At 57.3% G+C, this 24,639-nt stretch carries 21 protein-coding genes; 9 read left to right on the top strand and 12 right to left on the bottom strand.

The genetic code is table 11. From position 1 onward, the window contains the following. Positions 1-76: 76 nt before the first annotated feature. On the bottom strand, positions 77-844 hold the full coding sequence (locus B3229_RS01475; RefSeq protein WP_033790397.1) for an amino acid ABC transporter ATP-binding protein: 768 nt from the start codon (positions 842-844) through the stop codon (positions 77-79). Between the two features lies 1 nt (position 845). Continuing rightward, complete coding sequence (locus B3229_RS01480) at positions 846-1,496, bottom strand: amino acid ABC transporter permease (RefSeq protein WP_286867959.1); 651 nt, start codon at positions 1,494-1,496, stop codon at positions 846-848. A gap of 291 nt (positions 1,497-1,787) precedes the next feature. Between B3229_RS01480 and B3229_RS01485 the strand changes: the two genes are divergently transcribed. The 3 genes from B3229_RS01485 to B3229_RS01495 are packed head-to-tail and all read left to right on the top strand — an operon-like array spanning position 1,788 to position 4,560. Beyond that, positions 1,788-2,552 carry an ABC transporter substrate-binding protein gene (locus tag B3229_RS01485; protein ID WP_048782601.1) on the top strand — a complete coding sequence of 255 codons (765 nt, stop codon included), beginning with the start codon at positions 1,788-1,790 and terminating at the stop codon, positions 2,550-2,552. A gap of 47 nt (positions 2,553-2,599) precedes the next feature. Beyond that, positions 2,600-3,205, top strand: a complete 606-nt coding sequence (locus tag B3229_RS01490) for a cupin domain-containing protein (RefSeq protein WP_216493239.1) — start codon at positions 2,600-2,602, stop codon at positions 3,203-3,205. 26 nt (positions 3,206-3,231) lie between these two features. Continuing rightward, positions 3,232-4,560 carry an NAD(P)/FAD-dependent oxidoreductase gene (locus B3229_RS01495; protein WP_286867963.1) on the top strand — a complete coding sequence of 443 codons (1,329 nt, stop codon included), beginning with the start codon at positions 3,232-3,234 and terminating at the stop codon, positions 4,558-4,560. 33 nt (positions 4,561-4,593) lie between these two features. Here B3229_RS01495 and betA read toward each other — a convergent pair whose 3' ends face one another. Genes betA through betI form a run of 3 tightly spaced genes read right to left on the bottom strand, consistent with a single transcriptional unit; the run spans position 4,594 to position 8,383 of the window. Then, entirely contained in the window at positions 4,594-6,273 is a 1,680-nt protein-coding gene (gene betA, locus B3229_RS01500; RefSeq protein WP_286867965.1) for a choline dehydrogenase, read from the bottom strand. A gap of 27 nt (positions 6,274-6,300) precedes the next feature. Then, the gene (betB, locus tag B3229_RS01505; protein WP_286867967.1) at positions 6,301-7,773 is read right to left on the bottom strand and encodes a betaine-aldehyde dehydrogenase; all 1,473 of its coding nucleotides are present in this window, start codon (positions 7,771-7,773) and stop codon (positions 6,301-6,303) included. Between the two features lie 13 nt (positions 7,774-7,786). Beyond that, the gene (gene betI / locus B3229_RS01510; protein WP_286867969.1) at positions 7,787-8,383 is read right to left on the bottom strand and encodes a transcriptional regulator BetI; all 597 of its coding nucleotides are present in this window, start codon (positions 8,381-8,383) and stop codon (positions 7,787-7,789) included. A gap of 231 nt (positions 8,384-8,614) precedes the next feature. Here betI and B3229_RS01515 point away from each other — a divergent pair, with 231 nt between their 5' ends. Next, the gene (locus B3229_RS01515) at positions 8,615-10,642 is read left to right on the top strand and encodes a choline transporter (RefSeq protein WP_048782590.1); all 2,028 of its coding nucleotides are present in this window, start codon (positions 8,615-8,617) and stop codon (positions 10,640-10,642) included. Between the two features lie 32 nt (positions 10,643-10,674). On the opposite strand, the gene B3229_RS01520 is transcribed toward B3229_RS01515, so the two are convergent. Next, positions 10,675-11,259, bottom strand: a complete 585-nt coding sequence (locus B3229_RS01520) for a DJ-1/PfpI family protein (RefSeq protein ID WP_048782588.1) — start codon at positions 11,257-11,259, stop codon at positions 10,675-10,677. A gap of 119 nt (positions 11,260-11,378) precedes the next feature. Further along, on the bottom strand, positions 11,379-11,570 hold the full coding sequence (locus B3229_RS01525; protein ID WP_286867973.1) for a tautomerase family protein: 192 nt from the start codon (positions 11,568-11,570) through the stop codon (positions 11,379-11,381). Positions 11,571-11,928: 358 nt separating this feature from the next. Between B3229_RS01525 and B3229_RS01530 the strand changes: the two genes are divergently transcribed. Next, positions 11,929-12,999: an isocitrate/isopropylmalate dehydrogenase family protein gene (locus B3229_RS01530; protein ID WP_286867975.1), complete on the top strand. Its 1,071-nt coding sequence runs from the start codon at positions 11,929-11,931 to the stop codon at positions 12,997-12,999. Positions 13,000-13,030: 31 nt separating this feature from the next. Continuing rightward, a complete protein-coding gene (locus B3229_RS01535; RefSeq protein ID WP_286867977.1) occupies positions 13,031-15,679 on the top strand; it encodes an aconitate hydratase in 2,649 nt (882 codons plus the stop codon). 96 nt (positions 15,680-15,775) lie between these two features. Here B3229_RS01535 and B3229_RS01540 read toward each other — a convergent pair whose 3' ends face one another. Together B3229_RS01540 and B3229_RS01545 are read right to left on the bottom strand one after the other, a co-directional pair. Continuing rightward, positions 15,776-16,669 (bottom strand): GntR family transcriptional regulator, encoded by an 894-nt coding sequence (locus B3229_RS01540; protein ID WP_286867978.1) that lies wholly within the window; start codon positions 16,667-16,669, stop codon positions 15,776-15,778. A 199-nt stretch (positions 16,670-16,868) separates the two neighbouring features. Then, a complete protein-coding gene (locus tag B3229_RS01545) occupies positions 16,869-18,230 on the bottom strand; it encodes a carbohydrate porin (RefSeq protein WP_286868481.1) in 1,362 nt (453 codons plus the stop codon). A 760-nt stretch (positions 18,231-18,990) separates the two neighbouring features. On the opposite strand from B3229_RS01545, the gene B3229_RS01550 reads away from it, so the two are divergent. The 3 genes from B3229_RS01550 (at position 18,991) to B3229_RS01560 (ending at position 20,042) form a co-directional block, all read left to right on the top strand. Then, on the top strand, positions 18,991-19,191 hold the full coding sequence (locus B3229_RS01550) for a hypothetical protein (RefSeq protein ID WP_286867979.1): 201 nt from the start codon (positions 18,991-18,993) through the stop codon (positions 19,189-19,191). 191 nt (positions 19,192-19,382) lie between these two features. After that, positions 19,383-19,553 (top strand): hypothetical protein, encoded by a 171-nt coding sequence (locus B3229_RS01555; RefSeq protein WP_193390076.1) that lies wholly within the window; start codon positions 19,383-19,385, stop codon positions 19,551-19,553. Positions 19,554-19,661: 108 nt separating this feature from the next. Then, on the top strand, positions 19,662-20,042 hold the full coding sequence (locus tag B3229_RS01560; RefSeq protein WP_286867982.1) for a hypothetical protein: 381 nt from the start codon (positions 19,662-19,664) through the stop codon (positions 20,040-20,042). A gap of 269 nt (positions 20,043-20,311) precedes the next feature. Here the strand turns inward: B3229_RS01560 and B3229_RS01565 are convergent, their stop codons facing one another. The 3 genes from B3229_RS01565 to B3229_RS01575 are packed head-to-tail and all read right to left on the bottom strand — an operon-like array spanning position 20,312 to position 24,632. Beyond that, positions 20,312-21,559: an aromatic amino acid transporter gene (locus B3229_RS01565; protein ID WP_286867984.1), complete on the bottom strand. Its 1,248-nt coding sequence runs from the start codon at positions 21,557-21,559 to the stop codon at positions 20,312-20,314. A 21-nt stretch (positions 21,560-21,580) separates the two neighbouring features. Next, complete coding sequence (locus B3229_RS01570) at positions 21,581-22,918, bottom strand: amidase family protein (RefSeq protein ID WP_286867986.1); 1,338 nt, start codon at positions 22,916-22,918, stop codon at positions 21,581-21,583. A gap of 13 nt (positions 22,919-22,931) precedes the next feature. Then, positions 22,932-24,632 (bottom strand): NAD(P)/FAD-dependent oxidoreductase, encoded by a 1,701-nt coding sequence (locus B3229_RS01575; protein ID WP_286867988.1) that lies wholly within the window; start codon positions 24,630-24,632, stop codon positions 22,932-22,934. Between the last annotated feature and the right edge of the window lie 7 nt (positions 24,633-24,639).

The raw sequence follows: 24,639 nt of genomic DNA on the forward strand, positions 1-24,639 counted from the left end.
ACACAGGCACCTGCGCCGCGCCGGCGCTGCGTCCTCCTTTGCGGTTTAGCGCCAGCCGCGCGCAGAGGGGCAGCCTTTAAACGGCCGCCTGACACTGGCGACAAAAATGGGTGTCGCTGCTGCCGAGAACGCGACGCAGGAAGTCCTGAGTGCGCGCTTCCTGAGGCTGCAGCAGAATTTGCTGCGCCGGTCCCTGTTCGACAATCTGCCCGCTGTGCAGAAAGCAGACGCGATCGGCCACTTCGCGGGCGAACTGCATCTCATGCGTGACGACAATCATCGTCATGCCTTCCTGCGCCAGGTTACGCATCACCTGCAATACCTCGCCGACCAGTTCGGGGTCGAGCGCGGATGTCGGCTCGTCGAAGAGTATCGCTTTCGGCTGCAGCGCCAGCGTGCGCGCAATGGCTACCCGCTGCTGCTGACCGCCGGAGAGCTGCCCCGGCCAGGCGTTGATCTTGTCCGCCAGCCCCACCAGCGCCAGCAGGGATTTGGCGCGCTTCTCCGCCTGAGCGCGCGACTCGCCGTTGACGTGAACAGGGCCTTCCATGACGTTTTCCAGCACGCTGCGGTGCGGGAAAAGGTTGAAGCGCTGAAACACCATGCCGATCTGGCGACGCAAATCGTTAATGCTCTTATGGCGGTTATCGACTCGCCGATCCAGCACGCGGATCTCGCCGCCTTCATAGCTTTCCAGCCCGTTGATGCAGCGCAAAATGGTCGATTTGCCAGAGCCGGACGGGCCGATCAGGCAGACCACCTCGCCAGCGTTCACGGAAAAACTGACGCCTTTCAATACCTCGACGCGGCCGAATTTTTTGTGGACTTCGTCAATTTCGATCATCTCAGGCTCCTTTAATCTGGCGTTTTTCCAGCCGTTTGGTCAGCGCCATCAGCGGCATGCACAGCAGCAGATAGAGTACCGCCACCAGCGTATAAACCGTGGTGTTGTCAAAGGTCGATGCGGCGATCAGCTGACCTTGTCGGGTCATTTCCGTAACGGCGATGGTGGAGGCGAGGGCGGAATCTTTCAGCATCATCACCAGCGTATTGCTATAGGGCGGCAGCGCGACGTGAAACGCCTGCGGCAGGATCACGCGGCGCATCGCTTTGGCAAAGCCCATGCCCATTGAGCGCGCCGCTTCAAACTGACCGCGATCGACCGACTCGATGCCCGCGCGAAATATCTCAGCGATATAGGTGGAAAAGCAAAAAGCGATGCCGATGACGCTGGCCTGAAAAGAGGTCAGGGTGATGCCAATATCGGGAAAAACAAAGTAAATATAAAACAGCACCACAATCATCGGCAGGCCGCGGGTAATATTAATCACCATCGCCACCGGCCAGGAAATAATTTTCCACGGGCACATCTTTGCGGCGGCAAATATTAATCCCAGCGGCGTGCTAATCACCAGCGACAATAGCGTGATAGAGATCGTCATTTCAGCCCCTTTCAGCAAAAAGGGCAGATACGTATCAATGCTGCTCCAGTCCATCTTAGGCTCCTGAACGTGCTGCGTAACGGGTTTTGGGGCAACGACAATTCATTATAATGAATATCTTTACCCGCCACGCGCTGTCAATAAATACCGGTTCTCGCGAGATAGCGAATTGTTATTACCGCGATAAGAAACAGCTATAGATAGGCCCAATGATTAAAGCAATGGCTTTTTCGGCAATGTGTGAGGTGCGGCGTTTTCGCAAAATAAAACGTTGACAGCGGCAGCATAAATTTCATTATAGTGAAAAAGACGTTCGCCCTTTCGCTACTGAACCAGGAGTGAGTTATGTCTGTCGCCCGTAAAATAAGCCTGCTGAATATCTCTATAGCCCTGAGCCTTGCCGCCATGGTCAGCGTTAACGCCCAGGCCGCCGCGTTAACGGCGGGGTCGCCACCCTCCAGCGCGCCTACCACCTTCCTGAATACCCAGAGTGGAAAAATCGAAGGCTTTATGCCGGACGTCGCGGCGGAAGTGGCCCGGCGTCAGCATCTGGAGGTCAGTTTCACCGCCGTACCTTTTTCAACGCTGATTCAATCGGTTATTGCCGGGAAAATCGATATGATCGTCGCCGGTATGACGCCGACGCCGGAACGCGCGAAGCGAATCGGTTTCTCGCAGCCGGTCACCGCCTTCGGCGCAGGGCTGGTGGTGCGCGACGACAACGCTAAAAAATATGGCTCCTGGCAGGATTTAAAAGGCGACGTGGTGGGCACCATGGCGGGTACCGACTACACGCAAAGTCTGATGCAGAGCGGCATCGCCAAAGAGGTGAAGGTCTATGACAGCCCGGCGGACATGACGCGCGATCTTTCGCTGGGCCGCATCGCGGCGGGCATGAACGACTATCCCATCCTGAAAGCGCAGGCCAAAGCGGGCGGGCTGAAAGGCATGCACGTTGTAGAGGGCTATAAGCCGGAACATGTTTCTCCCATGGCCTTCGGCGTGAAAAAAGGCAACGACAAGCTGCTGGCGGAGATCGACAGCGCTCTGACCGCCATGAAACAGGACGGCACGCTTCAGACCATCAAAGATAAATGGGGCATGCCCTGATTTAACCCAGGTCGGCGAACAGGCGCGACGGCAAACAAGAGCATGAGATGAAAAACGCATCGCAACACAAGGCGGAACCCGGCGCCGCTGAAACGGATATCGGCTCGCGGCTGAAAAGCCTGCGCAAGGCGCGCAATCTGACCATTACCGAGCTGGCGCTGCTGGCGAACGTTTCCGCCGGCGCTATTAGCCAGATTGAACGCAACCTGACCAATCCCACCGTGAGGGTGCTGGAACAGCTGCGGCTGGTGCTGAAAGTGCCGCTGACGGCCTTTCTGGAGGAGAGCGCCGCCTCGCTGCGCGGCGCAGAGCATTACGTTCGCCGCAGCGCGGAGCGGCCGCGCTTCAACGTCGGCAAGCGCGGCATCGCCAAAGAGATGCTGTCACCGTCGGGCGACCACGATATGCAGTTCATGGTCATCGACATCCCCCCAGGCGTCCGCTCCGACGAAATGCTGATCGGTCAGGGCGAAAAAGCGGGGCTGGTGGTTGAAGGCGAACTGACGCTGGAGATCAATGGCGATACCGCGCGCCTGATGACCGGCGACAGCTTTCAGTTTAAGAGCCATCTGCCGCATAACATTTTCAACCATACCGAGAGCGATGCCAGAGTGTTGTGGATCATGCATATCCCGCCTGAAAAGCATCTCTGAATGCCCTGAACTTAAAAGGTTTCTCTATGCGCATAAAAATCAATGCTGTCACAGACAGCCCGGCCTTTCCCGACCAGGTCGATGTGGTGGTGATCGGCGGCGGCATTATCGGTACCTCCGTCGCCTACGAACTGGCGAAGCAGGGCGTTGCGGTAGCGCTGTTCGAGAAAGGCGCGATCGGCGGCGAGCAGTCCGGGCGCAACTGGGGCTGGGTACGGCAGCAGAACCGCGACCTCTACGAACTGCCGCTGGCGATGCGCAGCCTGCAGCGCTGGGAAGAGCTGGGCGGCGAAATCGGCCTGGATCTCGGCTTTCGCCGTAGCGGCATCCTCTACGGCTCGCAGAACGAGGCGGACGTGGCGCGCTGGGAAAAGTGGGGCAAGCAGGCGCAGCAGATCGGTTTCGTCAGCCATCTGCTGTCGCCGAAAGAGGTGCATGAGCGGCTGGGGGACCAGGCGCGCTGGGTCGGCGGCGTCTGGTCGCCGACCGACGGACGCGCCGAGCCGTCGCTGGCGGCGCCTGCTATCGCCGTCGGCGCGCAAAAGCTGGGCGCCTCCGTTCATCAACGCTGCGCGGTGCGCTGTCTGGATATTAGCGCGGGCCGCGTCACCGGCGTCTGGACCGAACGCGGTCGCGTGCGCGCCAGCCAGGTGATCTGCTGCGGCGGCGCATGGAGCTCGCGCTTCTGCAAGCAGTATGGCATCGACCTGCCCAGCGCCAATATTCTCGGCACCGCGTTTAAAACCACGGCAGCGCCGGAGGTGATTCAGGGCTGTCTGAGCATGCCGGACCTCTGTATCCGCCGCCGGCTGGACGGCAGCTACACCGTGGCGATCCCCGGCCGCGGCCAGCTCGATCTCGCGCCGCAGAATATTCGCTATGCGACGAAGTTCTACCCTATGTACCGCAGCAAGATCGCCAAAAAGCTCAAGCTCCGGCTGAACGGCTCTTTTTTTAACGGGCCGGAGGCGGCGGGGCGCTGGTCGAATGACGCGGTGTCGCCGTTCGAGAAGATTCGTGTACTGGATCCTGAGCCCGATCGGCAAATTCTTAATGAAGCGCTGGGTATTCTGGTGAGGGCGTTTCCTGCGCTGGAAGGAATTAAAATCGATCACGCATGGGGCGGCTGGATTGATACCACGCCGGATCTGGTGCCGGTTATCGATGAGATGCCGCGCGTGCCCGGTCTGTTTATCGCCTCAGGCTTCAGCGGGCACGGTTTCGGCATCGGCCCTGGCGCGGGCCTGCTCTGCGCGCAGCTGATGACAAATCGGCCGCTCTTTACCGATATCGCGCCGTACCGCCTGGCGCGCTTCGACAAAGGCAATGCGATCCGCGAGCCGCAGATGATGTAACGGTAAAAGCCCGCCGAAGCGGGCTAAAGCGCGTTACGCGCGTCGCGGTTCGCCTCGTACCGGCGTCTCGCCAGCGACAAAGTAGCTTGCCGTCGAGGCGGGAAGCGGCTGGCGGCCGCGAATGTTATCGGCGATTTTTTCGCCGATCATAATGGTGGTCGCATTCAGGTTGCCGGTGATGATCAGCGGCATAATCGACGCATCAATGACGCGCAGCCCCTGCATGCCGTGCACCCGGCCTTCGCCATCCACCACCGCCATCTCATCGCTGCCCATTTTGCAGGTGCCGCAAGGATGGTAGGCCGTCTCCGCGTGGTTGCGCACGAACTCATCCAGCTGCTCGTCGGTCTCGCACTCTACGCCGGGACTGATTTCGCGTCCGCGGAACTTGTCCAGCGCCGGCTGGTTGATAATCTGGCGCGTGATGCGTATCGCGTCGCGGAACTCATGCCAGTCCTGCTCGCTCGCCATATAGTTGAACAGGATCGCCGGATGACGGCGCGGATCGCGCGACTTAATGCGCACATGGCCGCGGCTCGGCGAACGCATTGAGCCGACATGACACTGGAAGCCGTGCGCATTGACCGCGTTCGATCCGTTGTAGTTAATCGCCACCGGCAGGAAGTGATACTGAATATTCGGCCAGGCGAACTCTTCGCGGCTGCGGATAAAGCCGCCCGCTTCAAAGTGGTTGCTGGCGCCGATGCCGGTGCCGTTGAACATCCACTCCGCGCCGATTTTCGGCTGGTTCCACCACTTCAGCGCAGGGTAGAGCGAGACAGGCTCTTTGCACTCGTACTGCAGATACATCTCCAGGTGGTCCTGAAGGTTCTCGCCGACGCCCGGCAGATCGTGCACCACGGGAATATCGAACGACTTCAGCAGGCTGGCGGCGCCGACGCCGGAGCGCTGCAAAATCTGCGGCGAGGCGATGGCGCCCGCGCAGAGCAGCACCTCGCGCCGCGCATGCACCTTGTGCGAGGTATTGCTCGCGCCCAGCAGATACTGCACGCCGACGGCGCGCTTGCCGTCGAACAGGATGCGATCGGTGGTGGCATGCGTAACGATTTTCAGGTTCGGACGGTTTTTCGCCTGATCGAGGTAGCCGCGCGCGGTGCTGGAGCGGCGCCCCTGCGGCGTCACGGTACGATCCATCGGGCCGAAGCCCTCCTGCTGATAACCGTTGAGATCCTCGGTGCGCGGATAGCCCGCCTCGACGCCCGCGTCGATCATCGCGGCAAACAGCGGATTGTTGCCTGCTTTCGGCGTTGCCACGCAGACCGGACCGTCGCCGCCGTGATAATCATTCGGCCCGATATCGCGCGTTTCCGCTTTGCGGTAGTAGGGCAGACAGTTGTGATAGCGCCAGGACTCCAGGCCGGGCGCTTCCGCCCAGCCGTCGAGATCCATCGCGTTGGCGCGGATGTAGCACATGCCGTTGATCAGCGATGAGCCGCCCAGCCCTTTGCCGCGTCCGCACTCCATGCGGCGATTGTTCATATGTGGTTCCGGCTCGGTTTCATAGGCCCAGTTATAGCGTTTTCCCTGCAAAGGAAAGGCGAGCGCCGCAGGCATCTGCGTGCGAAAATCCATACGGTAATCTGGGCCGCCCGCTTCCAGCAGCAGAACGTTGACGTCGCTATCTTCGGTCAGTCGGGCAGCCAAAACGTTCCCTGCGGATCCGGCTCCGATAATGATGTAATCAAATTCCATTAGTCGCTCCTCAGGTTTCTTCATTAATCAAAACACAGACTGAAAACGGTCCAGCTCGACCTGCACGGATTTCACCTGGGTGTAATTCTGCAGGGTCATCAGGCCGTTCTCCCGGCCGACGCCGGAGTGCTTGTAGCCGCCGACCGGCATCTCTGCGGCAGATTCGCCCCAGGTATTGATCCAGCAGATACCCGCTTCAATCTGGTGAATAACGCGGTGCGCGCGATTGAGATCCTGAGTGACCAGACCCGCCGCCAGGCCGTACTCGGTAGCGTTGGCGCGGCGCACCACTTCTTCTTCGCTCTGATAGGTCAAAATCGACATCACCGGCCCGAAGATCTCTTCACGCACGATGGTCATCTCATCGCTGCAGTCGGTAAAGACGGTAGGCTCGACCCAGGCGCCGTCGTCGAAGCCTGCGCCTGTCATCCGCTTGCCGCCGCACAGCAGGCGCGCGCCTTCTGCAACGCCGCGCTCGATGTAGCGCATCACGTTGTCGCGGTGGCCGAAGCTCACCAGCGGGCCGAAGTTCGTCGCGGGATCGTTCAGGTCGCCAGCGCGAATGCGGGCGACGCGCGCCGAAATTTTCTCTTCAAATGCCGCTTTCAGGCTGGCGGGAACAAAGACGCGCGTGCCGTTGGTGCAAACCTGACCTGAGCTGTAGAAATTGGCCATCATGGCGATATCGGCAGCGAGATCGAGATCGGCATCGTCAAAGACAATCAGCGGCGATTTGCCGCCCAGCTCCATGGTGACCTCTTTCAGGGTCGAGCCCGCTGCGTTAGCCATCACTTTTTTGCCGCTGGCGACGCCGCCGGTAAAAGAGACTTTATCGATGCCCGGATGCTCGGTGAGCAGCTGACCGGTCACCGCGCCGCTGCCTGGCAGCACGTTGAACACGCCGTCCGGCACGCCTGCTTCGCTGTAGATTTCCGCCAGCTTCAGGGCGGTGAGCGGGGTCACTTCGCTCGGCTTAAAGAGCATCGCGTTGCCGGCCGCCAGCGCCGGCGCGGATTTCCACAGGGCGATCTGAATCGGATAGTTCCACGCGCCGATACCCGCCACCACGCCGAGCGGTTCGCGACGCGTATAGACGAAAGAGGTATCGCGCAGCGGGATCTGCTGGCCCTCCAGCGACGGGATCAGGCCCGCGTAGTACTCCAGCACGTCTGCGCCGGTAACGATATCCACGCTGGCGGTTTCGCTCAGCGGCTTGCCGGTATCCAGAGTTTCCAGCGCGGCCAGCTCGTCGTTGCGCTCGCGCAGGATATCCACCGCGCGGCGCAGAATGCGCGAACGCTGCATCGCGGTCATCGCCGCCCAGACCTTCTGGCCTTTGCGTGCGGCGGCAACGGCGCGGTCGACGTCGTCGCGGCCAGCCTCATGCACCTTCGCCAGCACTTCGCCGTTGGCGGGATTGATGGTGTCAAAGGTGTCGCCAGCCGCTGCCGGGACGTAAGCGCCATCAATATAGAGGTGCTGCTCTGCGAATCGGGACATGGTTCCTCCTTTATCAGGGATGGGTGTTGCCAGCTAACTGCTGGCGAATGAACTGGGTCGTCAGCGAGCGAGCCAGCTGAAAATCAAAGGGCTTGCCGCCCAGCGCCGCGCGCAGCCAGAGGCCGTCGATCAGCGCCGCCAGCCCGTAAGCGGCGATGCGCGCCGCGTCGCGCGGCAGCTCGCGGCGGAATTCTGCGGCCAGCGACGAGAAGAGGCGGCGGCTGCTGACACGCTCCAGCCGGTTGAGCTGAGGCTGATGCATGCTGCTCGACCAGAAGTCGAGCCACGCCTTCATCGCCGCCTTATGCAGCTGGCTTTCGTCGAAGTTGCCTTCGACGATGGCGCAGAGGCGCGCTTCGGTGCTGGCGCCGGCCAGCGGCCGGAGCCTGACTGCCACCGCGTCGTGCAGCTGCCGCGTAATGTCGCGCATGGTGGCTTCCAGCAGACCGTTCTTGTCTTTGAAGTAGTGGCTGATGATGCCGGTCGAAACGCCCGCGCGCCGCGCAATCTGCGCGATGGTGGCGTCGTTGATCCCGACTTCGTTAATGGTTTCCAGAGCGGCATCAATCAGCTGCCGACGTCGTATCGGCTGCATTCCTACCTTTGGCATGACAAGTGCTCCGCCGCTAAACAAGTCCACTATTAGAACTTTTATTGATTGAACGTTCAATATAAAAAAGAAAGTTGTTAGGATACTGTGCCTGGATTGTTGCAAAGCGCAGCGTGCAACGCATCGCTTTACCGCTACGCTTAACGGTCAGGAGGAGAAAAATAAAGGAGACGCGTTCGCACGCGGAGGACAATATAACCTGTTGAATTTATTATAAACCAGAGGTAACTGATGATTAATCCACCTGCAAGTGAAAAGGACAGAATCAATCCCGTGGTGTTCTACGCCTCGGCCGGACTGATTCTGACATTTTCACTGGTGACGATACTCTACAGCGAGCAGGCCGCGGCATGGATTCAGGCGGCAGTGAACTGGGTATCGTCTACGTTCGGCTGGTATTACATGCTGGCCGCGACGCTTTACATCGTATTTGTGCTGTTTATGGCCTGTTCGCGCTTTGGCGCGATTAAGCTCGGACCAGAGCAGTCCAAGCCGGAGTTTAGCCTGCTGAGCTGGTCGGCAATGCTGTTCGCCGCCGGTATCGGCATCGACCTGATGTTTTTCTCGGTGGCGGAGCCGGTCACGCAATATATGCAGCCGCCGGAAGGCGGGGGACAGACGCTGGAAGCGGCGCGGCAGGCGATGGTCTGGACGCTGTTCCATTACGGTCTGACCGGCTGGTCGATGTATGCGCTGATGGGCATCGCGCTGGGCTACTTCAGCTATCGCTACAACCTGCCGCTGACCATCCGCTCGGCGCTCTATCCCATCTTTGGCAAACGCATTAACGGCCCCATCGGCCATACCGTCGATATTGCGGCGGTGGTCGGCACCATTTTCGGCATCGCCACCACGCTCGGCATCGGCGTCGTGCAGCTGAACTACGGGCTGAACGTACTGTTCAACATTCCAGAAGGGCTGGCGGCGCAGACCGCGCTGATTGTGCTCTCGGTGGTTATCGCCACGATTTCGGTGACCTCCGGCGTCGACAAAGGTATTCGTATTCTTTCCGAGCTGAACGTGGCGCTGGCGCTCGGCCTCATCCTGTTCGTGCTCTTTTTCGGCAAAACCGATTTCCTGCTCAACGCGCTGGTGCTTAACGTCGGCGACTATATCAACCGCTTCATGGGCATGACGCTCAATACCTTCGCCTTCGATCGTCCCACGCAGTGGATGAACAGCTGGACGCTCTTTTTCTGGGCCTGGTGGGTCGCCTGGTCGCCGTTCGTCGGTTTGTTCCTGGCGCGTATTTCGCGCGGCCGCACTATTCGCGAGTTCGTGCTGGGCACGCTGATTATTCCCTTTACCTTCACGCTGCTCTGGCTGTCGGTGTTCGGCAACGCCGCGCTTTACGAGATTATTCACGGCAACACCGGTTTTGCGCAGGAAGTGATGGCGCATGCGGAACGCGGCTTCTATCTGCTGCTGGAGCAGTATCCCGCCTTTAAGCTGAGCGCTTCAGTGGCGACCATTACCGGTATGCTGTTCTACGTGACGTCGGCGGATTCCGGCTCGCTGGTGCTGGGCAACTTCACGTCGAAGCTGAAGGACATTAACAGCGACGCGCCAAACTGGCTGCGCATCTTCTGGTCGGTGGCGATCGGCGTGCTGACGCTGAGTATGCTCATGACCAACGGCATCTCCGCGCTGCAAAACACCACGGTGATAATGGGTCTGCCGTTCAGCTTCGTGATCTTCTTCGTGATGGCGGGACTCTACAAATCCCTGAAGGTAGAAGATTACCGTCGCGCCAGCGCCAGCCGCGATACCGCGCCCTATCTGGCGACCAGCAACGACAGGCTGAGCTGGAAAAAACGTCTGTCGCGGCTGATGAACTACCCTGGCTCGCGCTATACCCAGCAGATGATGGAGAGCGTGATCTTTCCGGCGATGCAGGAAGTGGCGAAAGAGCTGGAGCTGCGCGGCGGCCGCGTGACCCTGGAGCGACTGGAGGCGGAAGAGAGCGCGCTGGGCTACATCGACCTGCGCGTCAACCTGGGCGAAGAGCAGGATTTCGTCTATCAGGTGTGGCCGCAGCAGTATTCCGTGCCGGGCTTTACCTATCGCGCGCGCAGCGGCAAATCGACCTACTACCGGCTGGAAACCTTTCTGCTGGAGGGGAGTCAGGGCAACGACCTGATGGACTACAGCAAAGAGCAGGTGATTATCGACATTCTCGATCAGTACGAGCGTCACCTGAACTTTATCCATCTGCATCGTGAGGCGCCGGGCAACAATATTACCTTCCCGAGCGTGTAATATTTAAACGGGCCAGCCAGGCTGGCCCGCTATTAGTTGCCCAGGCGATCGCTGCGCCAGCGGTCATAGTAGATATGCTCCGCCTGGAAATCCGCCGCGCCCGCCTTGCCGGTCAGCCGCAGCGCCAGCTGCAGCGCGAAGTCAAAAGCGACGCCCAGCCCTCTGCCGCTGAGCAGATTGCCATCCTCCACCACGTCCGCCATCACATACTCGCCATCCTCGTAGTGCATCCAGAGTTCGCCCGAGCAGGTATAGCGGCGTCCTTTCAGCAGTCCGTTGCCCGCCAGCACGCGCGCCGCCGCAGAGCAGATGGGGGCAATGATCTTTTCCGCCTCGTCGTGGCGGCGGATAAAGGCGCTCACCGCCGGGCTCGCGGCCAGATTCATTGTACCCTCCGGGCCGCCGGGAATAATAACCGCATCAAACAGCTCGTGCTGGGTCTCTTCCAGCAAACGGTCTGCCAGCGTTACCACGCCGTGATAGCTGATAACCTGATTGTGCGGATGGCAGGCGACGGTGGTTACCACGACGCCCAGCCGGCTCAGGATATCAAGGGTGATAAAGGCTTCCGCTTCTTCGAAGCCCGGTGCCAGCAGTAGGGCAGCTTTCTTTGACATCGTCTCTCCTTGCATCTGTCATCTGGACTGGAAATGTGAAATTAAAACAGTGTTTCATTTATATCCTGATTAGTCTGCAATTGACAGCCGCACAAAGAGAGATCAAGCAGCGGGAGGCACTATTTGCCGCGTTCGCTATAAAGCACGCCGCCGCGCGCTTTATCGCTGGCTTTAGTTTCGACGATCGACACCACCACGCGATCGCGCTCCACGCCGAAACTCTCCACCACGGCGTCGGTGATTTTCACCATCAAAGTCTTTTTTTGCTCAGTAGAGCGGCCTTCCACCGCATACACCACAATCTCAGGCATTCTGATCTCCTCTTTTCTTATCAATAAACAGACGGGTACAGCCGTGCAGGTGCGACTGCGGTTCGGGGGCTGCTTTTGCTTTTATCTCAGGCGAAGCAACTCATACTGCTTTTGATTATGTATATATGCAAAGAAGATCAAAGGCTATTTGCAACGTGGATCACGGCCGTGGGCATTTCGAAGCCCCACGCCAGGGTCGCCAGCACGTAAACATAAATAAATCGGGTACGCTGTTTACTGCTGATAACCCTGAGCGTAAGTGATTTTATTGTGCGATAAATGTGACTGTCATCACTTCATGGCCATTGCATTTATTGATATAAAAATGCAACTAAACCCAGCTTCTTGTGGAGCATATATGCGTATTCTGGTTCTGCCTTGTGACGGCATCGGTCCCGAAATTACCTCAGCTGCGGTAACCGTGCTGAACGCGCTGGACAAAGCCTATGGCCTGGATTTTGAGTTTGACTATGAGGATGTCGGCTTTAAAAGCCTGGAGCTGCACGGCACCACGCTGCGTCAGGCGTTGCTGGAAAAAGCCAAAACCTATGACGGCATTATTCTCGGCACCCAGTCGCACGCCGACTATCCTGCGCCGGAGAAGGGCGGACGCAACGTCTCCGCGGGTTTCCGCATCGGCCTTGACCTCTACGCCAACGTGCGCCCGGCGCGCACCCGTCCGTTCCTGACATCCAATATGAAAGAGGGCAAGACCATGGATCTGGTAATCATGCGTGAGGCGACCGAAGGCTTCTATCCCGATCGCAACATGACGCGCGGCTGGGGCGAAGTAATGCCGAGCCCGGACATGGCGCTTTCAACGCGTAAAATTACCCGCCACTGCTCTGAGCGTATCGCGCGCAAGGCGTTTGAGCTGGCGATGCAGCGCCGTAAAAAAGTCACCGCCATCCATAAAGCCAACAGCTTCCATATGACCGACGGCCTCTTCCTGGAAGCGGTGCGCGACGTCGCCAAAGCGTTTCCGGAAGTGGAGCTGGACGATCTGCTGGTCGACGCCTCAACCGCGCATCTGGTGCGTAACCCGGAGCGTTTCGACGTGCTGGTCGCCACTAACTTCTACGGCGATATCCTCAGCGACCTGGCGAGCGAGCTGTCAGGCAGCCTGGGTCTGGCAGGCTCTGTCATGGCCAGCGATACCCACTGCTGCGCGCAGGCGCAGCACGGCTCTGCGCCGGATATCCAGAATCAGGACAAGGCCAACCCGGTGTCGATGATCCTGTCAGCGGCGATGATGCTGGCGTGGTATGCAGAAAAGCATAACCAGCCGACCTTCCTGAAAGCAGCGCAGGAGATTAACCGCGCTATCGACGAAGTGCTGGAAAATCCCGAAACGCGCACGCCGGATCTGGGCGGCAACTGCGGCACCAGAGCGTTCGCGGAGCATGTGTCTGCGGCCATCCGAGCGTAGCCATAACAACATCTGGCTACGGAAGGTTTGTATGACATCGCCCTTATCTCTGGAACGCTCAACGCTGGTCATTGATGGCCGCCCCTTTCAGTTTCTCGATCTGACCCGGCTGCTGCCGCTCGATCGGCTACAGCGCCTGCCGTTCAGCCTGCGCATTCTGCTGGAGAACGTCGCGCTGCGCTCGCCGCAGGCGCTGGCCCATTTTCTGCGCATGCTACAGGGCGAAGAGGCGGCTGGAGAGGTCGCCTTTTATCCCGACCGCCTGATGTTTCACGACACCACCTGCCTGCCTGCGCTGGCGGACTTTGCCGCGATGCGCGATCTCACCGCCGAACTCGGCGGCGATCCGCAGCGTATCAATCCGCATATCCCGGCGGTGCTGACCATCGATCACTCCGTTATTGTGGAAAGCTACGCCTCTGCCGACGCGCTGGAGCAGAATCTGCAGTTTGACTTTCGCCGCAACGCCGAGCGCTACCGCTTTATTCGCTGGGCGGAGCAGAGCCTTGATAACTTCCGCGTGATCCCGCCAGGCACCGGCATTATTCACCTGATGAACCTGGAGGCGATCGCAGAGATTGTCACGGTGGATGCGCAGGAAGAGGTGCCGCTGCTGCACGCCGACTGCATGGTGGCGACGGACAGCCATACGCCGATGATCAACGCGCTGGGCATTCTGGGCTGGGGCGTAGGCGGACTGGAGGGTCAGGCGACGCTGGTCGGCGAACCGGTCACGCTGCGCTTTCCGGATGTCATCGGCATTTCGCTGTCGGGCACGCTTGCCGCTGACGTCAGCGACAGCGATCTGGCGCTGCATATCACCCGCCTGTTGCGCGAAAAAGGCGTGGTCGGCAAGTTTGTCGAATTTACCGGCCCGTCGCTGCATCTGCTGCCGCTGGAGTCGCGCGCCACCATCGCCAATATGGCGCCGGAATATGGCGCCACGGTGGTATTTTTTCCGTGGGACGATCGCAGCGCCGACTATGTGCAGATGACCGGACGCAGCGCAGAGAAGCAGGCGATTATTCACGCTTATATGCGAGAGCAGCATCTGTGGCGATCGCCGGAGACGCCGACGCCTGAATTTACCCAGCTTATCGCGCTGGATCTCGGCAGCATCGAACCCTGCATGGCGGGGCCGGTGAATCCGCATCAGCAGATCCCGCTGGGCCTCGCTGCCGAAAGCTTTCGCGCCAGCCTGAAGGCCGAAGCGCGTAACCGCCGCTGGCAGCACGCCGCATACCCGCAGACGATTGAGCAGGGCGCTATCGCCATTGCCGCCATTACCAGCTGCACCACCACCGCCAATCCCTGGCTGGTTATCCAGGCGGCGCTGTTCGCGCGCAACGCCGCGCGTCACGGCCTGAAGCCCAAACCCTGGGTGAAGACCTCGTTCTCGCCGGGATCGCGCGCCGTTACCGACTATCTCAGCGCCTGCGGTCTGCTGAGCGAGCTGGAAAAGATCGGTTTTGACGTGACCGGTTACGGCTGCATGACCTGCATCGGCAGCTCCGGCGCGCTGCAGCCTGCTATGGAGACGCTGGTGAACGAGGGGTTGCAGGCGGTCTGCGTGCTGTCGGGCAACCGTAACTTTCCCCGCCGCGTCAATCCCAGCCTGGGACACGGCTACCTCACCTCTCCGGCGCTGGTGATCGCCTGGGCGCTGGCAGGCCATATTGCCCATGATATGATCCACGACGCGCTGGGCTATGACGCGCAGCAGCAGCCGATCCGCATGCGGGATTTAATGCCGACGCGGGAAGAGGTGGAAGAGTGGGTCGAGCGAGCCATGAAACGAGAGTTTTACGTTAACCGTCGCGAGATTATCTGGCAGGGCACGCCGCACTGGCAGCAGATCGCTGCGTCGGGCAGCATGCACTATCCGTGGGAAGCGAGCTCGACCTATCTGCGTCGTCCCGGTTATTTGCAGCGTCTGCCGCGCGATCCCGCTGCGTCGCTGTCGCTGCACGACGCGCGCCCCTTTTTGTGGTTCGGCGACGACGTCACCACCGATCATATTTCGCCCGCTGGCGCGATTCCGCCCACCAGCCTGGCGGGAAAATGGCTGCTGGAACACCATGAGGATCCGCAGGATCTCAATCTTTACTCGACGCGCCGCAGTAATCATGAGGTGATGGTACGCGGCGCTTTCACCAACAAGGCGCTGGCGAACCGGCTGCTGCCGCCGGAAAAACGCGGCGGTGGTGGTTTTGCCTGGGATGCCGATCACCAGCAGATCCTGCCCGCTTATGAAGCGTCGCAGAGCTGGCTGGCGCGCGGCGTGCCGCTGGTGGTGTTCGCCGGCGAACGTTACGGTGCCGGCTCCAGTCGCGACTGGGCGGCGAAAGCGCAGGCGCTGATGGGCGTTAAGGCGGTAGTGGCGGAGAGCTTTGAGCGTATCCATCGCACCAATCTGATTGGCATGGGGATCCTGCCGCTGCACTTCTGCGCGGGCGAGGCGGCGCGTCTGCCAGAAATGGACGGCAGCGAAACGCTGGACTTTATCGGGCTGGAGAATTTACAGCCCGGCAGCACGACGCTGCAACTGCGCATCAGTCGGGATAGCAGGCTGCTCGGCGAGTTTGCGCTGACGGCGGTGATTGACTCACAGCAGGAGCTTGCTTATCTGCTGCACGGCGGCATCTTGCCCTTTGTTATCCAGCAAACCCTGAAAGGCTGACTATGCGTTACGATCGGGTCTCATAAGAAATCGTTCTTAAGATGGGCGTTTCAGCTCTGCATGACCTTCTGAGGACAAAGAGAATAGACCGTTTTTTCAGGTTTCCGGAATGATGCGGCGCATTTTTTTATTTTCCAGCGCCGCCGCGAGGTGCTGTTTCATCATATAAGAAGCTTCGATACGCTGCCCCGACTCAATCAATCCCAGCAAACGCAGATGATCTTTGACCTCTGGGTAATAGCGGCTGCGGTCGTCCATAATGCGGTAGTCCATCAGCATGCGCATGCGGTTGACGTTGCGCAGCGAGATTTCGAAGAAGGGGTTATTAGAGAAGGCGATCACCGTCTCGTGAAAGCGGTAGCCAGCAAGCTGCAGCTGTTTTGGCGAGAGTCGCTCAATACCGTTGTCGAGCAGCATCTCCAGCTCGCGGCGTATTTCGTCTATTTTCTCCTGCGGCGCGTTGAAGGTCGGCTCCAGAATCGCCATCGGCTCAATCACCATACGAAAGCTAAAAATATGCTCCAGCGCCGCTTTGGTTTTCGCCACCGGCAAAAAACGCCAGCCGTAACCTTGTTTTCGCTCAACCCAACCCTCGCTGATGCCGCGCGCCAGCAGCGTCGAGAGCTGGCTTTTGGTCAGGTTGTAGCGCTTCATCAGATAGAGCTCGGTGACTTCCGCGTCGATATTGTCCTGCAGCCAGTCTTCCGCCAGCTGGTAATACTCCGGCAGGTCGCTGCCGTCGGCAGGCGCCGCTTCGTCATGCTGTTGTGGCGCATAATCCTCTTTGACAAAAAAGCCGCGGTTGAGCTTTTGCTGCAGAACGCCTTTTTGTTCAAGATAGACCAGCGCCTCGCGTACCGGTGAGCGCGAGACGTCAAAGGTTTCGGCCAGTTTAGGCACGCTCAGGTGCGCGCCCGGTGCAATGTTGCCGGTATCGATCAGGCCAACGATTTTCTGCGAGAGTCGCTCAGTCAGGGCGCTTATTTTCATTTATGGCGTAGCGTTAAGTAATGAATAGAAGAATATTGCATTTAAATAAAATCAAATGCAATGCAAAGACCGTATGCGGCCGTAAGGCGTAATCTTTACTCGTAATGAGCAGCACCCCTTGCGCGCCTTATGACCGGCATTAATCGCGTCACCAACCGTAATGGTTTCAAGGGGCGCGGTTTTCCGCATACTGCCTTATTTAAAAAGTCACGCTTGTTTTAAACTCACCGACCCATGCATCCTGGGTTTCGCTTAAACCTCCCGGACGATGCCAGTATTGAATGCCAGGCTGAAGCTCAAGCCAGCTTACCGGACGAAAACGATAATAGAGCTCTGCATTGACTGCATGTCCCGGAATGGGATGATAAAGCGCATGGCTATACTCATCGACTCCTGAAAGTGCATTTTTAGCGCGTTGATTACGGCTGTAATGATGACTGATATCGATATAGCTGACGCCAAGCCCAATCCAGTCTTCCGGCCTGGCATCAAATAACCCCCGATAGCGTAAAGACGCAGCGGTAACAAGGTGCAAAAAGTTGCTGCGGCGATCGCCCACGCCAATATCCCAGCTCAGGCTCATACCGCGATTAGCATCATCTCCCCGACGGGTGACCTGCTGGTTAGCGCCTGCCCACATAAACCAGGTGCGATTATAAGACCGATAGCCTTCAGGATCGGTTAATCCTTCTTTCTGCGATTTTCCTCTATAGAGATCATACTGCACAGCATTAGTAAATTGCGTACCAACATTATAAATGCCGGGCAGGGTGTGAATAGTTGTCTTCCATTCCAGCTCTAACGGCAGTAAGAACCCTTTGCTGCCTTTAGTTGACCAGCTCCACGAGTGGCTACGATCGGTGGCATGGGAATTTTGCTCGAGAATACCGGTTTTGAAGGTAACTTCCGGCGTAATTTTATAAGCTACGGAGGTGCCCCAGGTATGAATGTTCCAGTTGCTCCAGAAAAAGGAATTAGGCGATTTTCCTCCACACAGCGTAAGCAACTGAAAATCGCAGGGCGTTGTCTGATCAAACGTCTGTAACTTATTCATCATCCCGATTCGCCATTGCAAGCGGCGATCGTCAAAAGAGCGGCTAAAGGTGAGCCAGCCAAGACGCGTAATTGAACCTGTCCCATGGCTTTCCTGAGCGGAGTCATTGATATTGACTCTTCTATCCTGAATCCGTCTGGTTGTTAAATTATCATCGTGATTGCGGTTAACAATATTGCCTTCAATTTTCCCATCAGGAATGCCCGTATATTTTTCCAGATCCTGAATAAAAGTCAGGGAAAATTGATCGATATAAGCGAGATGTTCACTCTGATCGTATCCGCCAGAAAAATTATAGGCGAATTCGTTAAGGTAGTTGAGGTTATAATTGAATCCATGCTCCTGAAGCAACGGTCGAATGCCTGCCATATCGCCAGTAAAACCCACCCCGGGGGCCTCAAAACCTAATACAGTGCCATCCCATTCTTTATTTTCCGCCCGGACGTTTAAAGCAGGTATTAAGAGGAGAGCCAGCAAAGTTAAGTGCAAAGAGCATAATTTTTTCATTGTTTTCATCTCATCTTCAAAGTTATCTGACAGGGAGATATCTGCGCTGGCTATCGCAGCAGCGCATCAAATCAAAAGCAAAAAAACCTAAGCCTTCTCGCTTTCGGAACCCGAAGTGAGAAGGCTTAGGTTTTGCCTTATTGAAAGTAACAAGCCTGAATAAGCCAATAATTATTAAATCCTGCAGCTCTGGCAACAGGTGTGAATAACTTAGTTTCTTAATGTGAATCAGATCGGATTTTACAAAGCTAACTTTATGAAATTCTAATTTTTTTAAATCAATTGATTAACGTTTTGTTGATTGCTTGTTTATCTCGGTATTTGGCATTGCAATTATTTTTGATAGCATGTTAGCGGGTATTCTTGCCGGACAACAAAGTGCGCACAATCATCATTATGTTAAATTAAATATTACTCATGGGCAGGACGCTGTGCTCATACGGCTTCTCTCCTCCCTTTTCGCCTTTAACCGCTTAAGCACGTCCATTCGCCACAGCGCATTCTGCCTGTTCGCCATTCCACTTGATGAAAAACGCCGAACGCTGTCGGGCGTTGAAATAATGCAAACCGCTTTGGCGCCCTTTACGGCCGACCGTAATAACCATCCCGTATGTCGCGGTGGCGCTCTCCAGCAATATGCGACTCTGTTGCTCCGGCCGGTCGGCACTGTAGTCATACGAAGCCACGCGGCTGAACTGCGCCTCCGGCCTGAATGGCTCTGTCGGGCATTCGCGGAAGTTGAGTTCGTAACTGACGGCACATGGCTAACGATACACTGGGCGGCAAGGAACTTCAGGATAAGATTTATGCTGGACTCGAAATCTATACAGGTAAACCCTTCATCGAGCGGTTTGGGCTGTTTATGGGCAAGGCGCAATTGCTGGAGTTTGGCCTGAAAAAAATTCTTGTTTCTCTTCCGGGCTATAGCCTTTCTGAAGAGAAATTAGAAAGACTCACGTGACGTTACTGCCTGGCTGCAACAGAAAACCCTCTGACGCCATTATGCCGCGCCACTCTTTTTCCCTGATTGGGCAGAACAGCAGTTTCTCCAGTACCGCGCCACTCAATAATCGTGAAACGATTAACGGATGTGTTCTATACTGCTGGAACCAGGAATGATTCTTGGGAGTGCATATTCATGGAGAAACAATTATGCCAAAAGAAAAAGAAATCCAGCGGTTAAAAGCCGAACAAGAGTTTTACAGTAACGCCCTTGCTGCTCATGCCACCTCACGTCAGCCCACAGCTTACCAGCAGGCATTGCAGGATGGCCTGTTTGCGAGTTATGAGCGCGTAACAGCATCGCTTGATACTCTACTGTGAGTTGAAAGCACAGCAATATAAAGTAAAAAGATAAGGCCGCGCGAGCGGCCTTTTTTACGCCCGCTACCCTTTGCGTATTACAGGAAACTTAACTTAAAAGGCACCACAGTGACTAACAGATTCCTCCAGTGCGTCCTCAAACGCACCTTGTTTATTTTGGCTATTACCGCGATTTCTACAGCAGCCAACAGCCAGACTACCTGCCGCACGGATTCCTACGGGAAAACCAGTTGCGACAACGGCAAAGATTATCGAACTGATGACCGTGGTGTAACGACCAGCAGCGACGGCACTATTTACCGCCGCGACTCAAACGGCAAAGTTAGCGACAACAAGGGCAATGACTGGCGTACCATTGATGGAGTGACATACGGCAGTAATGGCGACGTGACCAGAGTAGACGACCGCGGCTACATCACGACGAGGCACGCAGACGGCACTTACACAACCTGCCGCAAGGATGATCGCGGCGTTACCACTTGCTGGTAGCTTTCAGGAAAGTGTGTAAAACGGGCCTTTCGACGTGAAAACGCGCCCAAATCAGAACCGCTATTCTGTTAACAAACCAGCAACATAAAACCGGGCTGTTTCTGGCCCGGATTACCGATCCTTTTGCGGCCTTCGGGGCGTTCCGGCGACGAGTGCCGATCCGCCTGGGCGCGTAACACCCATTATATTAAATGAAGTGCGCACCCGCTAAATTGCGAGCCGCCCCGAGCGCTAATTGCAGCAGGCCCGCCGTTAAAACGCCATGTACGCTATCCGCTGAACACTGGCAACATACCGAGCCAACTCAGCGTCCACGCCAGAATATTTAACACGCCAAAAGCTATCACTATCGCTGGCGCAAAGGTGCTCAGCGCCCCTGCTGTTTCCTGACTGGCAAAGCGTCTGCGCGCTTTGATATAGAGTAAGGCTGGCACAATCACCGCCCAGAGCGTGGCGAACAGCCCGGCGAAGCCGATAGCGGCGAGAAAGCCGTCTGGAAACCATAATGAAGCGCTCAGCGCGGGCACAAAGGTCAGCAGAGCCACCTTAAAGCGCGCCAGCGGCGTGTCGCCCTGCTTCAGGCGATCGGCGATAAAGTCAAAAAGGCCAGCCGTTACGCCCAAAAACGAAGCAATCACCGCAAAATGGGAAAACAGCGTCATCATAAAGCTCAGCGCGCCGACATGCATGCGATCGCGTAAGGCGGCGAGCAGCGCGGCGATATCTCCACCAGCCGCCACTACGGCGGGAAACGCGGCGCGCGGTAGATTGCCCATCGTACCGGTAATCCAGAACAGATAGATAATCAGCGACATCAGGGTGCCGTAAACCAGCGCGCGCCTGACCTGCTTCTGCTCGCCGCCATAGTAGCTTATCAGGCCAGTAATATTGCCATGATAGCCAAACGAGGCGAGGCAAAACGGCAGAACGCCGAACGCATAAGGCCAGTAGCCGCCCTCGCCGTTGCCGGCGTCGGCAAGCGTAAGCAGATCGACCTGCGTGAGCAGCCCGCCGAAGACCGTTACCAGCAGCAGAAGTTTGGCCAGCACGCAAAAGGTCATGATCCTGCTGACCCCTTTTGTGCCCAGCCAGACGACAATGGCGACGCACAGCGTCAGGATCGCTTTCGCGCCCGCGGTGGAGACAGGCAGACCGGCGCTGTTAAGCGAATGCTGATAGACCGGCCCGCTGGCCGAAATATAGGCATAGGTCAGGATGCCGAGTACAAACAGGATGCTCAGGCCGTTGAGCGCAGCCCACCGGCGTCCTAACAGCGATCGGGTTAAGGTATCGTAGCCAGACCCGAGCGGAAAATAGCGGCTCGCCTGCTGAAACAGCAGTCCCGACAGCAGCATACATCCCCAGCTCACCAGCAGTATCAGCAACGACCAGCCGAACCAGGCGCCGGCCATGACCACAGGCAGCGTAAACATACCTGCGCCAACTACCGTCCCGCAGATAATCATCGCGCCCCACCATACTGAAGGTTGACGCTGGGTTAATGCTATTTCTGTCATTACGTATTCCGATAAAAAATATTAAGCCTGCACCAGGCGAGCGACGGCCAGAGCATAACTCATTAGCTGGCGATCCTCTCCTGGCAGACCATCCACAGAAAGGCCGACGGAGAGTTCGCCCGCTCTTCCAACCGGCAAAGTCAGACTGGGCGCGCCTGCACTGCTTGCGATATCCGTATTGCGAACCAGTTTTTCAAAAACAGCAGGATCGTGCGCGTCTGTCAGACGCGGTACTGCACAGCTCACGGTTGGGTAAAGTAAAACGTCAAGCTGATGTTCAGAAAACATCTCTTGCCAGGCGGTGCGCACATCACCTGTCGTACACAGGCCTGCCAGATAGTCATCCCAGGAAACGCTGCACTGCTGCAGCTGCCGCTGAAGAAGATTACGTACCTGGTCATCGCTCAGCTGTTCCAGAATGGAGTGAAATCGCCATTCGAGCCCTTCAGCCAGCAGAAACCGAGGGAAATCGATAAAAAACTCATAAAACGGAACGGCAAACTGAACTGACGCATTGAGTTCACCAAGATGGCTGTCATCAAGTCTGATGACCTCCACGCCCTGAGCCTCAAGCCTGGCGACAGCCTCCCGGCATCGCTTCTCTACCGATATATCCAGTTCCTGCCACAGAAAGCGCTCAGGAATCCCCACGCGGCGCGGCATAACTGGCTCAACCGGTTTTTCACCCATGAGGGCGGCGTCGAGCAGCACGATATCGGAAACGCCGGGCGCAATAAAGCCTGGCGTATCCCGAGTGTGGGAAACCGGCACGATGCCGACAGACGAGTAGCGTCCGGTGGTCGGACGGAACCCTGACAGACCGCATAGCGAGGCCGGAATACGCACCGATCCCCCGGTGTCGGTCCCGACGGCGAAAGCGCTGGCGCCGGCAGCAACGGCAGCCGCGCACCCCCCGCTGCTTCCGCCGGCAAGATGTCCGGGATGAACGGGATTGCCTACCGTGCCCCAGGTGCCGTTACATGAGGTCACGCCAAACGATAATTCATGCATATTATTTTTGCCGCACAGCACTGCACCCTGCTCGATTAAGCGTGCAACAACGGGGGCGTCTTTTTCAGGAAGGAAATCGGCCAGTCCCGGCGTACCTGCTGTCGTCGCGAATCCGCGAGCGTTGATGTTGTCTTTACAGGAAAAAGGCAGTCCAAAAAGCGGCGCGTGGGTGCTCTCTGCAGGTGCCGCTTCACCGTTCAAACGCTGCGGGTCATAAGCAATAAATGCATTAAGCGACAGCGTTTCACGGTAGCGTTCAAATCGGTACAGATGATTCTCTTTTAATCCGGTCGGGTGGCGATTCGAGGCCACCTCAGCGGCCAAAGAGCCAGGTTGTTTAGTCAGCATGAACGTGTCGCTCTCAGTAGTGAAAATGGCGCGCCATGGCGTGCAGCGGATTATAAGGTATCAACGAACCACCCAGACTAGAGATAGCGGCGCACGCGGCATTGATCCCCGTCTGGACGGCCCCCTCCGCCCACCCTCCGGTAAAGGAGCAGCTGCATCCTGCGAGGTATATTCCTTTGTCGGTCTCAGGTTTGACGGCGCTCTGGAACTGGAAAAAAAGCGCTTCTGAGTAACGGTCGTCGCCCGGATAGTTCAGTTTGAACGCCCCCATCGAGAGAGGATTGGTCAGCCAGTCATACTCCAGAATAAATTTTGGATCGTTATTCATTGGAACAAGGTGGCAGGCGAAATCTGGCGCGGTCTGGCTGAGCTCCTCGACAAGCCTTGCCAGCCGAGTCTCTTTATCCTTCAGCGTAACCAGCTTGTGCGAATCATCTTCCCACGTATAGCTGATGAGCACGACGCCGTGTCCGTCGGGATCGCCTGGCTGATAGTCAAGGCAGTAGACCCCTTTCGCGAGCGTATCTGTCAGAATGGTGTGCGGCAGTTTCTCTTTTAGCCAAAACTTGTCCCGGGTAAGCAAGAAAAGCTTCGACGAACCGATAAGATGCGTCTCATTTATCGCTCGCGAGACCGCTGGCGAAAGCCACTGCGGGCGTTGAGAGAGCTTTAAAGCGATCTGCATCGCGCGCGTCGATACCGTAACAATGACGCGGTCAAACAGCGTAGCATCGCCCTCGGCGGTCACAACGTCGAACAGCTTATCGTCACGCTCTACGATAGCCGTAACTTTTAGATAGCGAATGCGGTCCGACAGCGGCTGCCCGTCAATATGCTCTTCGCCCATGCGATGAGTGAGCGTAGCAATCCCTGCCGGCACCAGCCGCTGATCCTCTTCCAGGCCATTGACAACCAGCCGCATGATCTCAATAAAAGAAGCGCGGAAAACGGGCTGAAAACCACCGGAGCCGATGCCAAGCGAGCCAAACAGGGCAAAATCAGTGGGTTTAAGCCAGGGCTCCCCGCCGGGCGGATTTTTGCCGGTGAAAATGCGAACCAGAGCCGAGTAAAAACAGCTGTCGCCAAACAGATCCAGATAACATTGCCACGCCTCTTTTGCGTCTGCGAGCCTTCCCTCTTTCAGCGCCTGCGTGATGGCGGCGGGCGCAACCAGCACCTTGCCGTTATCCAGGGTCAGACCCTCTTTTATAAACGACCGCCATCCTTTATCGACTTTCTGAAACAGCGCGGGCGGCGGCGCGCCAGCGCGCCAGGCAAATGCCTGTCCCTGATAGTGGATTTCGGTATCGACAATGCCTGGGTCTGGAAAAGCGGATGCAGTACTAATAGCGAAATGGTTTAAATAGTGAAACAGCCCGACTTCCGTGGGAGGAAAGCGCATAGCCCCCATTTCGGCAATATAGTGCGGCATGGAAGGATCAAAGCGCTGGCTGAGCAGTCGACCGCCATACCCGCCCTGCTCAGCCTCAAACAGCGTCACGTGGCGTATTCCCGCCCGAAGCAATTCACGCGCGGCGATCAACCCGCTTAAGCCGGCGCCAATAATAGCGACGCGAGGCGCGCTTTCGCTCCCTGGACACTGGCCGATGCCTCCCTGCGACTGCGCTCGCGCAAGAAAATCACCGTAATCAAATAGCGTATCAATATAGGGGAAAGCATGCGCCGCCCCGTTTTCATGTGATGGAGATGTCATAAGTGTT

The sequence above is a fragment of the Pantoea sp. UBA5035 genome (genome assembly GCF_002415245.1).
GTDB lineage: Bacteria > Pseudomonadota > Gammaproteobacteria > Enterobacterales > Enterobacteriaceae > Pantoea > Pantoea septica.

Coding starts and splice junctions, on each gene's coding strand:
- B3229_RS01475 (WP_033790397.1), bottom strand. CDS start 844: ATGATCGAAATTGACGAAGTCCACAAAAAATTCGGCCGCGTCGAGGTA.
- B3229_RS01480 (WP_286867959.1), bottom strand. CDS start 1,496: ATGGACTGGAGCAGCATTGATACGTATCTGCCCTTTTTGCTGAAAGGG.
- B3229_RS01485 (WP_048782601.1), top strand. CDS start 1,788: ATGTCTGTCGCCCGTAAAATAAGCCTGCTGAATATCTCTATAGCCCTG.
- B3229_RS01490 (WP_216493239.1), top strand. CDS start 2,600: ATGAAAAACGCATCGCAACACAAGGCGGAACCCGGCGCCGCTGAAACG.
- B3229_RS01495 (WP_286867963.1), top strand. CDS start 3,232: ATGCGCATAAAAATCAATGCTGTCACAGACAGCCCGGCCTTTCCCGAC.
- betA (WP_286867965.1), bottom strand. CDS start 6,273: ATGGAATTTGATTACATCATTATCGGAGCCGGATCCGCAGGGAACGTT.
- betB (WP_286867967.1), bottom strand. CDS start 7,773: ATGTCCCGATTCGCAGAGCAGCACCTCTATATTGATGGCGCTTACGTC.
- betI (WP_286867969.1), bottom strand. CDS start 8,383: ATGCCAAAGGTAGGAATGCAGCCGATACGACGTCGGCAGCTGATTGAT.
- B3229_RS01515 (WP_048782590.1), top strand. CDS start 8,615: ATGATTAATCCACCTGCAAGTGAAAAGGACAGAATCAATCCCGTGGTG.
- B3229_RS01520 (WP_048782588.1), bottom strand. CDS start 11,259: ATGTCAAAGAAAGCTGCCCTACTGCTGGCACCGGGCTTCGAAGAAGCG.
- B3229_RS01525 (WP_286867973.1), bottom strand. CDS start 11,570: ATGCCTGAGATTGTGGTGTATGCGGTGGAAGGCCGCTCTACTGAGCAA.
- B3229_RS01530 (WP_286867975.1), top strand. CDS start 11,929: ATGCGTATTCTGGTTCTGCCTTGTGACGGCATCGGTCCCGAAATTACC.
- B3229_RS01535 (WP_286867977.1), top strand. CDS start 13,031: ATGACATCGCCCTTATCTCTGGAACGCTCAACGCTGGTCATTGATGGC.
- B3229_RS01540 (WP_286867978.1), bottom strand. CDS start 16,669: ATGAAAATAAGCGCCCTGACTGAGCGACTCTCGCAGAAAATCGTTGGC.
- B3229_RS01545 (WP_286868481.1), bottom strand. CDS start 18,230: ATGAAAAAATTATGCTCTTTGCACTTAACTTTGCTGGCTCTCCTCTTA.
- B3229_RS01550 (WP_286867979.1), top strand. CDS start 18,991: ATGGCTAACGATACACTGGGCGGCAAGGAACTTCAGGATAAGATTTAT.
- B3229_RS01555 (WP_193390076.1), top strand. CDS start 19,383: ATGCCAAAAGAAAAAGAAATCCAGCGGTTAAAAGCCGAACAAGAGTTT.
- B3229_RS01565 (WP_286867984.1), bottom strand. CDS start 21,559: ATGACAGAAATAGCATTAACCCAGCGTCAACCTTCAGTATGGTGGGGC.
- B3229_RS01570 (WP_286867986.1), bottom strand. CDS start 22,918: ATGCTGACTAAACAACCTGGCTCTTTGGCCGCTGAGGTGGCCTCGAAT.
- B3229_RS01575 (WP_286867988.1), bottom strand. CDS start 24,632: ATGACATCTCCATCACATGAAAACGGGGCGGCGCATGCTTTCCCCTAT.